This is a genomic window from Pedobacter cryotolerans, assembly GCF_005116475.1.
Taxonomy (GTDB): domain Bacteria; phylum Bacteroidota; class Bacteroidia; order Sphingobacteriales; family Sphingobacteriaceae; genus Pedobacter; species Pedobacter cryotolerans.
Map to the genome: position 1 here is coordinate 13904 of NZ_SWBO01000003.1, position 14214 is coordinate 28117.

At 34.8% G+C, this 14214-nt stretch carries 10 protein-coding genes; 7 read left to right on the forward strand and 3 right to left on the reverse strand.

The window, feature by feature from the left end; all coding sequences use genetic code 11:
* The first annotated feature begins 15 nt into the window (after positions 1–15).
* The gene (locus FA045_RS05550; RefSeq protein WP_136875352.1) at positions 16–4404 is read left to right on the forward strand and encodes a CusA/CzcA family heavy metal efflux RND transporter; all 4389 of its coding nucleotides are present in this window, start codon (positions 16–18) and stop codon (positions 4402–4404) included.
* Position 4405: 1 nt separating this feature from the next.
* Positions 4406–5536: an efflux RND transporter periplasmic adaptor subunit gene (locus FA045_RS05555; protein WP_136875354.1), complete on the forward strand. Its 1131-nt coding sequence runs from the start codon at positions 4406–4408 to the stop codon at positions 5534–5536.
* Between the two features lie 481 nt (positions 5537–6017).
* Here FA045_RS05555 and FA045_RS05560 read toward each other — a convergent pair whose 3' ends face one another.
* From FA045_RS05560 to murQ, 3 genes are read right to left on the reverse strand one after another with little or no spacing between them, the layout of a single operon-like run.
* Positions 6018–6758 carry a Bax inhibitor-1/YccA family protein gene (locus FA045_RS05560; RefSeq protein ID WP_136875356.1) on the reverse strand — a complete coding sequence of 247 codons (741 nt, stop codon included), beginning with the start codon at positions 6756–6758 and terminating at the stop codon, positions 6018–6020.
* Positions 6759–6794: 36 nt separating this feature from the next.
* Positions 6795–7361, reverse strand: a complete 567-nt coding sequence (locus tag FA045_RS05565) for a hypothetical protein (protein ID WP_136875358.1) — start codon at positions 7359–7361, stop codon at positions 6795–6797.
* A 59-nt stretch (positions 7362–7420) separates the two neighbouring features.
* Positions 7421–8227 (reverse strand): N-acetylmuramic acid 6-phosphate etherase, encoded by an 807-nt coding sequence (gene murQ, locus FA045_RS05570; RefSeq protein WP_136875360.1) that lies wholly within the window; start codon positions 8225–8227, stop codon positions 7421–7423.
* Positions 8228–8507: 280 nt separating this feature from the next.
* On the opposite strand from murQ, the gene FA045_RS05575 reads away from it, so the two are divergent.
* The 5 genes from FA045_RS05575 (at position 8508) to FA045_RS05595 (ending at position 14178) form a co-directional block, all read left to right on the forward strand.
* Positions 8508–10112 (forward strand): S41 family peptidase, encoded by a 1605-nt coding sequence (locus tag FA045_RS05575; RefSeq protein ID WP_136875362.1) that lies wholly within the window; start codon positions 8508–8510, stop codon positions 10110–10112.
* A gap of 146 nt (positions 10113–10258) precedes the next feature.
* Positions 10259–10729 (forward strand): DUF1905 domain-containing protein, encoded by a 471-nt coding sequence (locus FA045_RS05580; RefSeq protein ID WP_136875364.1) that lies wholly within the window; start codon positions 10259–10261, stop codon positions 10727–10729.
* Positions 10730–10857: 128 nt separating this feature from the next.
* Positions 10858–11946: an FAD-binding domain-containing protein gene (locus FA045_RS05585; RefSeq protein ID WP_136875366.1), complete on the forward strand. Its 1089-nt coding sequence runs from the start codon at positions 10858–10860 to the stop codon at positions 11944–11946.
* Between the two features lie 59 nt (positions 11947–12005).
* Entirely contained in the window at positions 12006–13487 is a 1482-nt protein-coding gene (locus FA045_RS05590) for a cryptochrome/photolyase family protein (protein ID WP_136875368.1), read from the forward strand.
* A 361-nt stretch (positions 13488–13848) separates the two neighbouring features.
* Positions 13849–14178, forward strand: a complete 330-nt coding sequence (locus FA045_RS05595; RefSeq protein ID WP_136875370.1) for a hypothetical protein — start codon at positions 13849–13851, stop codon at positions 14176–14178.
* The last annotated feature ends 36 nt before the right edge of the window (positions 14179–14214 follow it).

Below are 14214 nucleotides of genomic sequence, written 5' to 3' on the forward strand. Positions count from 1 at the left end.
TTAATTAGCAAAATTATGCTTAACCATATTATTGGGTTTGCCATTAAAAACAAACTCATTATTGGTTTATTTGTACTTGCACTTGTAGCTTATGGGAGTTATCAACTTACCAAATTACCTATAGATGCTGTACCAGATATAACCGATAACCAAGTACAAGTAATTACCATAGCGCCATCTTTCGGTGCAACAGATATCGAAAGATTGGTAACTTTTCCAATCGAACAAGCCAATACTAATATTTCGGGTATTAAAGAAATTAGAAGTTTTTCTCGTTTCGGGCTCTCCTTAGTAACCATCGTTTTTGATGATGATACCGATGTTTATTGGGCCAGACAACAAGTTGCAGAACGACTACAAAAAGTACAAACAGAAATCCCTAAAGGAATTGGTGTGCCTGAACTTGGGCCAATTACGACAGGTTTAGGAGAGATTTACCAATATGTGGTAAGGCCAAAAGCCGGTTACGAAAACAAGTATGATGAAACGGAACTGAGAACCATACAAGATTGGATTGTACGCAGGCAATTACTTGGTGTTAAAGGAGTTGCTGAAATTAGCAGTTTTGGAGGTAAACTAAAACAGTATGCTATTGAGCTAGATCCAAATAAACTGCTTTCCTTCAATTTAAATATCAACGATGTTTTTAAAGCGCTCGAAAATAACAACCAAAATACTGGTGGAGCTTACATTGAGAAAGGTGCAACTGTACTTTACATTAGAAGTGAAGGTTTAGTAGGTGATATTGCTGACATTGAAAATATAGCCATTAAAAGTTTAGATGGTGGTTCGCCACTTTACATTAGAGATGTTGCCGAAGTTAAAATTGGCGCCGCAACACGTTATGGAGCCATGTGTTTTAACGATGAAGGCGAAGTTGCTGGTGCAATTGTAATGATGTTAAAAGGTGCAAACAGTAGTCAGGTAATTACAGATGTTAAAGACCGAATTGCACAAATACAAAAAACTTTACCCGAAGGTGTAGTCATCGAACCATTTTTAGATCGAAGTAAAATGGTAAATAATGCCATTGGAACTGTAGAGAAAAACTTGATGGAAGGTGCATTGATCGTGGTTTTCGTGTTAGTCGTTTTCTTAGGCAATTTTAGAGCAGGTTTGTTGGTGGCTTCTGTTATTCCATTGGCGATGCTTTTTGCAGTAATCATGATGAATTTATTTGGCGTAAGTGGAAACCTAATGAGTTTAGGCGCCTTAGATTTTGGTTTAATTGTAGATGGAGCGGTAATTATTGTAGAAGCGGTAATGCATTTTATGCACCAGAGCACTAAAAAAGAATTGCAGCATGATTTACACACCCGTAAAAATGTAACCAAGCTTACTCAAAACCAAATGGATGAGGTGGTAAATAAATCTGCTGGTAAAATGATGAATAGTGCAGTTTTTGGACAGATAATTATTTTGGTAGTGTACTTGCCAATTTTTACTTTAGAAGGTATCGAAGGTAAAATGTTTAAGCCAATGGCACAAACCGTTGCTTTTGCTTTGCTGGGTGCATTTATTTTATCATTAACTTACATCCCGATGATGAGTGCCTTGTTTTTAAGCAAGAAAACGAAACATCAACCTAATATCTCAGATCGGATGATGGCTAGATTAGAAAATTACTATCACCGTTCATTAAGCAAAATATTGGGTTTCCCGAAAATGGTAATTGCAGGTACAGTTTCACTTTTTGTAATTGCAATGGTGGTTTTGAGCATGATGGGTGGAGAGTTTATCCCCACTTTAGAAGAAGGAGATTTTGCTGTAGAAACCCGAGTTTTAACGGGAAGCAGTTTAACCACAACCATAGAAAGCACGCAGAAAACAGCCAAAGTGCTTTTAGATAAATTCCCGGAAGTAGAAAAAATTGTAACCAAAATTGGTAGTGGCGAAGTGCCTACAGACCCCATGCCAATGGAAGCAAGCGATATGATGGTAATTTTAAAGGATAAATCTGAATGGACTTCAGCAAAAACCTTTAATGAACTTTCTGAAAAGATGACCATCGCTTTGCAAGATGTACCTGGTGTAACAACTGGTTTTCAATATCCGGTGCAAATGCGTTTTAATGAGCTTATGACTGGTGCCCGACAAGATGTTGTACTTAAAATTTTTGGTGAAGATTTAGATACTTTGGCGCATTATGCCAATAAATTAGGTCAGGTAATTAATAGTGTTAAGGGCCCCAAAGATTTATATGTTGAGCAGGTTGCTGGTTTACCACAAATTACCATCAACTATAACAGAAATACTTTGGCACAATATAATGTAGATATTGCAACAGTAAACAACATCATCAACATGTCTTTGGCTGGGCAAACCAGTGGGATGGTTTTTGAAGGCGAAAAACGTTTCGATTTAGTAGTGCGCTTAAACGCTGATGCAAAAAAAGACGTTGAATCTATTCAGAATTTATTAGTCCCTACGCCTGATGGCAGTCAAATTCCATTGTCTCAATTGGCCGATGTAGAAATTAAGGATGGTCCGAACCAAATACAACGTGAAGATGCCAAGCGACGAATAATTGTAGGCTTTAACGTAGGTGGCAGAGATGTACAAAGCATCGTAAATGATTTAAAAGAACAAGTAGATCAAAAAATTAAATTTCCTTCGGGATATTATGTTACTTATGGTGGTGCCTTCGAGAATTTAAATGCTGCAAAACAACGTTTAATGATTGCCGTTCCGGTTTCTTTATTCCTGATTTTTTTACTACTGTTTTTTGCATTCAAGTCTGTAAAATACGGCTTGCTCATTTATTCGGCCATTCCCCTATCTGCAATTGGTGGCATTTTGTTTTTGGCATTACGTGGCATGCCATTTAGCATTAGTGCGGGTATTGGTTTCATCGCCCTATTCGGCGTTGCCGTATTAAACGGAATTGTGTTAGTGGCAGAATTTAATAGAATAAAAAATGAAGGAGAAACAGATTTGAAAAGGATTGTTTTAGAAGGTACAAGATTGAGATTAAGACCAGTTTTAATGACCGCTTCTGTGGCTTCGTTAGGGTTTTTACCAATGGCGTTGAGCAATGGCGCTGGTGCAGAAGTGCAGCGACCTTTAGCAACTGTGGTTATTGGCGGATTATTAGTGGCTACATTTTTAACCTTGTTTGTACTGCCTATCTTGTACATCATTTTTGAGCGAGGCGTATTTAAAAAACTACAAATCAACAAGGCCATTGTAACTATAATTGCTCTTTTTGTGGCAACAACTGTTGGATATAAGGCAAACGCCCAAACACCAATAACTTTGCAAGCCGCCATTGATAGCGCTTTAAAAAACAACTTAGCTGTTAAAAGCGAAAGGTTAAAAGCCGATTATCAAGCGCAGCTCATAAAATCTGCAACTCATTTGCCATCAACAAATATTTCTGGAGAAATAGGTCAGTTTAATAGTATTTATACCGACAATAAAATTGGCATTTCGCAATCATTCAGTTTTCCATCGGTTTATGCTAAACAAAAAAACTTGCTAACTAACGAATGGAAAGCAGCAGCACTAAATACCTCAATTAAAGAAACAGAGTTGATAAAAGTTGTTGGAGAAACCTTTGTAAACCTTATTTATTTGAAGGAAAAAGAATTACTGTTGATGCAAAGCGATACCATTTTTGCTGAGTTTTTACGAAAAGCAGAATTGAGATTGGCCAAAGGCGAAAGTAACATTTTAGAAAAAACAACAGCAGAAGTTCAGCGAGGTAATATAAAAATGCAACTTAAACAGCTGTTGGTAGAGAAACGGTTGATTGCCACTCAATTTCACTTGCTTTTAAACACAAAAAATGCACATGAGCCAGTTGCCAATCAATTACCGTTTATTACTCCTTTAAAAACCGACAGCACTTTAATTGCTAATCATCCCCTACTTAAATTTAAAGCACAACAAATTGCCATTAGCAAATCATTAACCGCAGTAGAGAAAGCAAAATTACTACCAGATGTTAATTTAGGCGTTTCGAGCGCTACCATTAGAGGTATCGGACCTGATAATGTATTGTATGATGGCGGTAAAAGATTTAACTCCGGACAAGTAGGTTTAAGTATTCCGATATTTGCAAGCGCACAAAGAGCAAAGGTAAAAGCAGCTAAAATTTTAGAGGTTGAAGCATTAAATAATTTCGAAGTAGAAAAACAGCAAATACAAAACCAATATCAATCGTTGGTTAATGCTTATCAAAATCACGAAGAAAATTTAGCTTATTTAAAAAAATCAGCTTTGCCAAATGCCAGATTAATTGCTCAAATAGCCGATAAGCAATTTATAAACGGCGACATTAATTATTTAGAATGGGTAATGTTAACCAATCAATCAATTGCTATTTTAAACAATTTTATTGATGCCAAAAAAGAATTTAATGAAGTGGCTGTCCAATTATTTTACCTCACATCAAGCAAATAACATGAAAACTAGATATATATACTTCGTTTTACTTTTTTTATTCAGTTGTACTGCAAAAGAACAAGAAGTTAAAGAAGAACAGCCAATAGTGGTCGACAATAAAATCACATTTACCGATGCGCAACTTAAATCTGCTGGATTAACTTTTGTTAAGCTCGAAGAGCAAAAAATGGCCAGTGTTTTAAGGTTAAATGGCAAAATAGATGTTCCACCTCAAAACATGGTTTCTATAAGCGTGCCAATGGGCGGATATTTAAAAAACACCAAACTTTTGCCCGGAATGCATGTAAATAAAGGCGAAGTGATTGCTACGATAGAAGATCAACAGTACATTCAATTGCAGCAAGATTACTTGTTAACCAAATCTAAAATCGCTTTTAGCAAATTAGAATACGAGCGACAAAAAGAATTAAACCAAAGCAAGGCTACTAGCGATAAGGTTTTTCAGCAAGCAACCGCAGAATACAACAGTTTAACGATTATGCTGAGTTCTTTGGGCGAAAAGTTAAAGTTAATCGGTAAAAACCCATCAAGCATTTCAGAAAAAAATATCAGTAGAAGCATCAGTATTTATGCACCAATTGATGGCTTTGTAACCAAGGTGAATGTAAATATTGGCAAATATGTTTCGCCAACAGATGTACTTTTCGAATTGGTTAACCCAACAGATATCCATTTAGCAATTAATGTTTTTGAGAAAGATTTGGGTAAACTTTTTATCGGGCAAGAAGTGGTTACTTACACCAACAATGATCCAAAAAATAAACATTTGGCAGAAATATTATTAATTGGTAAAGATTTAGGCGAAGATAGAAGCACCGAAGTACATTGCCATTTCGAAGATTACGACAAAACTTTAATTCCAGGTACGTATATGAATGCGGAAGTACAAATTAAGGCTAATAATAGTTTTGTTTTACCAGAAGATGCAGTGGTAAGTTTCGAGAACAAAAATTATGCTTTTGTAAAGAAATCTGCGAAAGAATTTGAAATGATATCCGTACAAACTGGTGTGGTAGAAAATGGTTTTATCGAAGTGTTAAACGGCAAGCAGTTAGCCAATCAAACTTTTGTACAAAAAGGGGCATATACGCTCTTAATGACAATAAAAAATAAGGCAGAAGAGGAATAGGTTAGAAACGAAAAGTTGGCTTACAAAAAAGAAACTGTATTAGAATTAAAAAATCAAAAAGTATTAAATTTGGCATTTTCGTCATATTCAGGGGCAATTTATTCCTTAAGAAACAATATAATTGACAATAAATTTAGCTCGTTTTGTCATCCAGAATGCAGCGAAGGATCTCTATAAGAGTATCAAAATGAGATTCCTTCCCGATAAATCCTATCATGTGGACACAAGTCCGTAAATCCGCCGTCATTCCCGCGTAGGCGGGAATCGTAAAGCGATGTAAATATCTATTTTTACCGCTCTATTGCATTACGATTGCCAGTCGAGCTGGCAATGACGTAGATATTCAAGTGATTTCAAAGATGTGTCCACACGATAGTAGAAATCGGGACAGGCAATGAGAATGAGGTCCGTTAGAAAAGTTGACTTACAAAAAAGGCTTTGCATTAAGTTGCAAAGCCTTTTTTATAATCTTTAAAGTGTTTTATCTTCTACCTCCAAAAACTCTTAAAAGAGATAGAAACAGATTGATAAATGTAATATAAAGCGACAATGCACCCATTAATGCAAATTTATTACTGTCTTCGGTAGAAATAGTGTTGCCAGCTTCATCTAAACCTTGTCCTATTCTTTTAATCTCTTGAACTTTATAAGCCGTTAAGGCGGTAAAAATAGCTATACCAACAAATCCTAAGATATATCCTAAGCTATCACTCTGTAAAAACATGTTAATTAAACTTACAACAACTAAGCCTATTACGCCAGCCATTAAAATTGGGCCAAACTTACTCAAATCAACATTTGTGGTGTAACCCATTATGGCCATCACTCCAAAAATTACACAAGCTGCAACAAAACAAATCGCTATAGAAGTTGCTGTATAAATTAGTAATACAAAACTTAGCATTACACCAGTTAAAATAGCGTAAAGTAAAAAGATCCCTATTAAAGCTGTATAAGAAAGCTTCCGCATGGCACCGCCCATTAAAAAGACAAGGCCTAGAGGAGCAAAAATTGCGATATATCCTAAAATACTAAATCCACCAGTTGGCTTAAGTAAATACTGGTCTTTAAAAGCTGGATTGTCATTTAATAAAAATGCTGAAGCAGAAGATAATGCTAAGGCTACAAACATCCACAAAAATACATTACCAAAAAAACGTTTAGAAACAGCGTTTTCTTGTAAGTAGGTTGGGTTTTGGTACTGATAATTTTGTTCTTCCATTATAAAAAAATATAGGTTTATGTTAAAAATACAATTTTAGTTTAGTCTTTTTGTCAGTAGTTCTTCAACTTTTTTAAAGAACTGGCGTGGCTTAAGTTTACGCCAATGTAAATCGTCTAGCTCGCCACCAAAATTTATGTAATAATCGATGCTATTGTCTCTAAATTCGCGAATTACGTGTTCATTAAAATTAACGCCAGCTATCCATCCTTCTTCCACATCCTGAAACCATTCTTCGTAATAGCTGTCATCAGAGGCATGGAAATTCAACACATTTTCACCAATCAGGATAAATTTATTAATTCCTTCATCAACCATGAGCTCTATAATCTCTCTTTTTAGCATCATAATATCGTTGCTAATGGCATCATTCCATTCACCAATTAATTCTATAATGGCATATTCTTTATCGTAATCAACAAAAATTACTTTGATATAGAGTGTGTTAGAGCCAAAAGTGTCCCATTGGGGATGGATTAAAAAGTTGTAGAGTTGTTTATCGTAATAAAACTCAGAGTATTCGGTATTAAAAAATGGCGAGCGATCATCTTCGGCAGCAATGTAATCATCTCTCCATAAGTAAAAAGGCTCTATTTCGTGCATAGGTTTGTATTGAGAAATACGTATTGCAATTTTGATAACTGTTAACTCAAAACTGCCAACTAACTTTTGGTCGCTTCTACCGCTTTACGCACGCTTCCATATTTGCTTAATAAACCAGCCGCTTCATCATGACCAATATTTAATTCGGCCATTACCATCTGCGTACCACGATCTACCAGTTTATGATTAGTTAACTGCATATCTACCATTCTATTGCCTTTAACTTTGCCCATTTTAATCATCACGGTAGTACTTAGCATGTTTAAAACCAATTTTTGTGCCGTTCCAGATTTCATTCTAGTAGACCCAGTTAAAAACTCTGGTCCTGCTACAACTTCTACCGGAAAATCAGATTCTGCCACTATAGGGCCACCCTCATTACAAATGATACAACCCGTTAGCACGCCATGTTTACGAGCCGTATTTAAACCGCCAACAACATAAGGTGTAGTACCAGAGGCCGCTAAGCCAACTAAACAATCTTTTTCGTTAATATCATACTCCTGCAAATCTAGCCAAGCTTGTTGATCATCATCTTCAGCAAATTCAACAGCTCTTCTAATGGCAGTATCGCCACCGGCAATTATACCAACAACTTTATCAAAAGGAACACCAAAAGTTGGTGGGCACTCAGATGCGTCTACCACACCTAATCGGCCACTCGTACCAGCGCCAATATAAAATAATCGGCCTCCGTTATTCATTCTTTCGGCAACTGCCGAAGCTAATTTTTCAATCTGAGGAAGCGCTTTCTCTACTGCTAATGGTACTAATTTATCTTCGTTATTTATTCCAGTTAAAATCTCTATTACCGACATCTGATCGATGTTGTGGTATTTGGATTCTTGTTCGGTTATTCTGTTCATGGATGTAATTTGTTGTTAAAGTTCGTTATTTTTTCAATTAACAGGAAATAATAAACGTAAATCGATGCAATTATAAGCAGTAGCACATTAGGATACAAGTAGTTATTTTAACACATTCTCGAAACTAAAAAAAATGCTTGTTGTTAGACTAAAAGAGTAACGATTACAGTATGTTTCTAAAAACAACAATAATATTGAAATTTTTACGAATAAATATCATCATAACCCTTTCATAATTAGGTAAAATCAGGCTTGTTTTATAACTTTGTAAACATCCGTAATGAATAAAAATACACGCTTAAATCTACTTATTGCACTTACCTATTCTGTAACCTTAATAGGCGGTATGTTTTTGGGTTATAAATTTTTAAAAGATCAAGGCTTTAAAGTAGAACGTGTTGCTCCTTTGGCTGCAGATAATAACGCACAAAAGGTAGAGGATATCATTCATATCATCAACAAAAACTACGTTGACGATGTTAAAACCGATAGTTTAAAGCATTTACCTATTGATAGTTTACTACATCAGTTAGATCCTCACAGTATTTATTTGCCTGCCACTAAAGCCTCAGAATTTGCAGAAAATCTTGAGGGCAATTTTGAAGGAATTGGTGTAGAATATTACATCCTTAACGATACACTTTTAGTTACTAATGTTTTAAGAGAAGGCCCAGCGTTTTTAGCTGGATTAAAACAAGGTGATAAAATTCTTAAGGTAGATTCTACGCATATTAGCGGTAGATCATTGCCACGCTCATCAATGATTGGCAAGATTAAAGGTAAAAAAGGTACAACAGTACAATTAACCGTTTTACATGCAGGTAATCAGAATGTATTAAACATTAAAAGAGGTAAAGTAGAAGTTAGTAGTATTGACGTTGCCTACATGCTCAATACAGAAACTGCTTATGTGCGTATTGCAAAATTTGGCGCTAATACCGATAGCGATTTTGTAAATGCCATAAAAGTTTTAAAAGCCAAAGGCATGAAAAAATTGATTTTGGATTTGCGAGACAATGGCGGTGGTTATGTTACTGCTGCTACAGCTCTAGCTAATCAGTTTTTGGCAGAAAATAAATTGATTGTTTATACCAAAGGGAAGCATGAGCCTCGTACAGATTATTACGCAACCGGCGGTGGTGAATTTGAGCAAGGTAAATTAGCAGTTTTAATCAATGAAAATTCGGCTTCGGCAAGTGAAATATTTGCTGGTGCAATACAGGATTTGGATAGAGGAATAATTATTGGCAGAAGATCTTTTGGTAAAGGCTTAGTGCAAGAGCAATTTGCTTTTGATGATGGTTCTGCATTAAACTTAACTATTGCCAGGTATTATACTCCATTAGGCAGAAGTATTCAAAAATCTTATAAAAATGGCTATGCTGCTTACCAGCATGAAATTGAAGATAGATTAACTGTTGGTGAGCTCACTGCATCACAAATAAAAAAGAAAGATAGCGTTAAAAAACCAGCTGCTTTTGTTACGCAAAGCGGAAAGAAAGTTTACGCTGGTGGCGGAATACAGCCAGATGTTTATGTAAAATTAGATACTGCTGGCTATAACAAATTTTACATCGCCTTAGCAGAAAAAAAGGTACTGGTAGATTTTGTTTTTGATGTTTTGGCCGATCGTTATACACCAAGTTATTTAGCACAAAACATTAATAATTTTACGTTGAACGATACAGATTATAAAGATTTGTTAAAATACATTCAAGCAAAAAAAATTGTTATCGATTACAAACAGTTAATTGCTGCCCGACCAATTATTTACAATGACATTAAGGTAATGTTATGTAAATACCATTTAGGCGATGCTGGTTATTATAAAGCGCATAATCTTACCGACAATGTGGTGAAAGAAGCGTTGGCAAAGTTGCAGTAATACTGCTAAAACCCTAACATTTTGGCTCTAAAAATTAATGTAACTTATTGAAGTTGCGTTAATCGCTAAGCTTTTATAAACCAAAAATTTTAGTGGTAATAATTCCTTAAAACACCTAAGAAATCTTAAAATATTAAACTTCAATTATGAATTTTATTGTTGAGAACGAAAAAATAAAAATCCAATATGTTCCAGGAAATGGCGCTTGGACTTACCACTTGATTATACCAAATACTAAAAATATAAAAGGAAAATGGGGAGATTTAAAAATATCCGGAACGATTGATACTTACGAAGTGAAAAATAAAAATTTAGCTCCACTAAAAAATTCAGATAAAAAAATGGCCTTGAATGCTGAAATAAGAAATTTTATTGGAAAAAGTGGTGGAGAATTTGTAAATGTTACGCTTTATCTTGAAAATCAAAATATCGAAATCCAGAATGAAAATGAAATGATTTTTGAGTGTTTTAAAGATGCATCAGTTTTAAATATTTTTGAAAAGCTTAAAATTGACGAACAAAATGAAATACTTCACAACATAAATTCAAGTGCTACGGAAAATCAAAAAGTAGATCGAATTTTAAAATTTATCACAAAACTTGAGCAATTAAACTAACACGATACTTGCCAAAATAATCTCAGCTAAATTTCTCCATTAAACATTAACTTTTTACCACAAATCCACTACCACTCAAACCTCAAAAAAACTTATTTCGTAAGTATGTAAAAAGTATCTCACAAACCATGACATTCCCCCCATCCTACGCTCAAATATTAGCAAGAATTGAGCAAATTGAGCCAAAAAAATATGCTGCCAGCAGAAATTTTATTGATGGTGCTGTTACATATTTATCTCCTTATATCTCCAGAGGTGTAATTAGCACTAAACAGGTTTACGATGCGGTTATTGCTAAAGGATTTGAGCCGAATCAAATTGAAAAATTTATACAAGAATTAGCTTGGCGAGATTATTGGCAACAAATCTGGATAGCCAAAGGAGATGCCATCGATGAAGATTTAATTAAACCTCAGCCAAACGCAGAGCGAAAAGGAATTGCGACAAGTTTAAATCAAGCCGAAACTGGAATTAATGCCATTGATCAAAGAGTTAAAACCTTATATCAAACCGGTTATATGCACAATCACATCCGTATGTATGTAGCTTCAATTGCTTGCAATATGGCTAACTGCCATTGGCAGTTACCAGCTAAATGGATGTATTATCATTTATTTGATGGCGATTGGGCATCAAATGCGTTAAGCTGGCAATGGGTTTGCGGTGCCAATAGTCACAAATTGTATTATGCCAATCAAGAAAATATAAACAAGTACTGCCATACTTCACAAAGTGATACTTTTTTAGATATTCCGTACGAGCGTTTTAATGATTTACCAATTCCATTGGTTATACAACAAACCGAGCAACTCAATTTATCAACTCCGTTACCACAAACCGATATACCAAAAATTGTAAAAGATAAGCCCACTTTAATTTATAATTTCTACAACCTCGATCCTCAATGGTATAACGATATTGATGCGAATAGAGTTTTACTTTTAGAACCATCTGTATTTCAAAAATATCCAGTTTCTGAAAAAGTATTAAATTTCTGTATTGAATTAGCCAAGACAAACTTGCCGAGCATTCAAGTTTATGTGGCAGAATTTACTGAGCTCGAAAAATTAGCTGGTGAAATCATTTACAAAGAACATCCACTAAATAAATATAAAGGTAAACAAGAACCGAGAACTTGGCTCACGGCAGTTACAGGTTATTATCCTTCATTTTTTGCATTTTATAAAAAAGCGAGGAAAGAATTAATTCCAAAATAAAATCCATTTAGCCTTTCCCTGCGTTTAAAATTGTTTATGTATTCTAAATATTTCTTCAAATGAGTAGTGTCAACTTTATATTTCCACATCAATTATTTAAAAATAACGAGCTTTTTGATTTTGATGGCGAGTACTATCTTATTGAAGAAAATCTATTTTTTATGCAATACAATTTTCATCAGCAAAAAATAGGTTTCCATAGAGCAACCATGAAATGTTATGAGCATTATTTGCGAACCAAAGGATTTAAGGTTAATTACATTGAGGCCAATGAGCAAAATGCGGATGTAAGGCAATTGATTTCATCTTTGGTGACACAAAAAGTTTCGCAAATCAACATTATTGATCCCGTTGATGACTGGTTGTTGAGCAGAGTTAAATCGGCAGCTGCCAAATCGAATATCAAATTGCAGCTATTAGATTCGCCGATGTATTTAAACACAGAAGGAGATATAGCGAAATTCTTTAACCCAGATAAAAAAACCTATTTTCAGACTGCTTTTTACAAACAGCAACGCATAGCGAAGAAAATTTTAGTGCAAGGTTTGGATGAACCTATGGGTGGAAAATGGAGTTTTGATGAAGAAAACCGAAAAAAATTTCCGAAAGGTAAAACAGTTGTTAAATTAAATTTACCACAACCCAACGAGCACATTATCGAAGCCATAAGCTACACCAAATCTCATTTTGGCAAGAATGTTGGTCTGTTAAATGATAATTTCTTTTATCCCACAGATTTTGAAACTAGCGAAAAATGGCTTGAAGATTTTTTGCAGAATCGTTTTGCAGAATTTGGTGATTATGAAGATGCCATTGTAAAAAGCGAAATGCTCTTAAACCATAGTTTACTTACGCCAATGCTCAATGTGGGTTTACTCACGCCTCACCAAGTAATCAATGCCGCTTTAACTTATGCTGGCAAACACCAAACTCCAATTAATTCTGTAGAAGGTTTCATCCGACAAATTATTGGCTGGAGAGAGTTTATTAGAGGTGTTTACATCTCCCAAGGCACACAAGAAAGAACAAAAAACTTCTGGCGTTTTACCAGAAAACTACCTCAATCATTTTATGATGGAAGTACCGGAATTATACCAGTTGATGAGACGATTAAAAAGGTGTTAAAAACTGGTTATTGCCACCATATAGAACGATTAATGGTTCTGGGCAATTTTATGCTGCTTTGCGAAATACACCCTGATGATGTTTACCAATGGTTTATGGAATTGTTTATAGATGCCTACGATTGGGTAATGGTGCCCAATGTTTATGGCATGAGCCAATTTGCAGATGGCGGAATTTTAGCCACTAAACCTTACATCAGCGGCAGCAATTATTTAATGAAAATGAGCGATTACCCAAAAGGTAAATGGCAAGAAGTTTGGGATGCCTTATTCTGGCGATTTATGGATAAACAACGTAATTTCTTCTTAAAAAACCCTCGTTTAGGTATGCTCATTAGAACATACGACAAATGGCCAGAAGAGAAAAAAGCAAATGTTCACCAAATTGCTGAAGCGTTTTTAGCTGGTTTGAAATAACATAGCTTAACTAATTTTTTGAAAAGCAAAAACAGTATTTCATATTAATGTTAGTCCTGCTGTACGTTACAATCTTTTTGTTTGCCCCTTCGAAAATCCTCGAAATAACAAAAAGGATTTCACTTCCATCAGGTTTAGTTCATAAAAAGCTGTGCTAAAATGTAAAGTTGCATAGGTTTTTAAAATTTAATATTCGGTAATTAAACGCATATATTCGTTTGTAAACGGATGAAGCACTAAAAAGTGAAAAACAAACTTCTGGGGTTTAAACAAAACATTTAGAAAATTGGTGATAGAACCGAATTTTAAGCTAAATTTCAGTCAAAAAAAAATGTAAATTTGCAAAAGTATAGAAATAAAAATGGCAAAAAGTAAAGCAAGAGATATAACTGAAAAAACGATTAAGCGCTTGTATGCTTTATCAGGCAATCAATGTGCTTTTCCAGATTGTCATATAAGTCTTTTAAGTTCGGGAAGTGAAATTAACTTCTCCAACATTTGCCATATTGAAGCAGCTGAGCCTGGTGGTCAAAGGTATAATGCAACTTCGAATGACGATTATCGTAGAAATTATGAGAATTTAGTGCTTTTGTGTGCAAATCATCACTTGGAAACAAATGATGTAGTAAAATATACAGAGCCCAGTCTTCAAGAAATGAAAAAAATCACGAAGCTAAAATTCTTAAATTAATATCTGAAAGCAATATTCTTGTAAAATATCCATCTG

Bases quoted from the DNA above. Each gene is read 5' to 3' on its own strand.
- FA045_RS05550 (WP_136875352.1), top strand. From the start codon at position 16: ATGCTTAACCATATTATTGGGTTTGCCATTAAAAACAAACTCATTATT.
- FA045_RS05555 (WP_136875354.1), top strand. From the start codon at position 4,406: ATGAAAACTAGATATATATACTTCGTTTTACTTTTTTTATTCAGTTGT.
- FA045_RS05560 (WP_136875356.1), bottom strand. From the start codon at position 6,758: ATGGAAGAACAAAATTATCAGTACCAAAACCCAACCTACTTACAAGAA.
- FA045_RS05565 (WP_136875358.1), bottom strand. From the start codon at position 7,361: ATGCACGAAATAGAGCCTTTTTACTTATGGAGAGATGATTACATTGCT.
- murQ (WP_136875360.1), bottom strand. From the start codon at position 8,227: ATGAACAGAATAACCGAACAAGAATCCAAATACCACAACATCGATCAG.
- FA045_RS05575 (WP_136875362.1), top strand. From the start codon at position 8,508: ATGAATAAAAATACACGCTTAAATCTACTTATTGCACTTACCTATTCT.
- FA045_RS05580 (WP_136875364.1), top strand. From the start codon at position 10,259: ATGAATTTTATTGTTGAGAACGAAAAAATAAAAATCCAATATGTTCCA.
- FA045_RS05585 (WP_136875366.1), top strand. From the start codon at position 10,858: ATGACATTCCCCCCATCCTACGCTCAAATATTAGCAAGAATTGAGCAA.
- FA045_RS05590 (WP_136875368.1), top strand. From the start codon at position 12,006: ATGAGTAGTGTCAACTTTATATTTCCACATCAATTATTTAAAAATAAC.
- FA045_RS05595 (WP_136875370.1), top strand. From the start codon at position 13,849: ATGGCAAAAAGTAAAGCAAGAGATATAACTGAAAAAACGATTAAGCGC.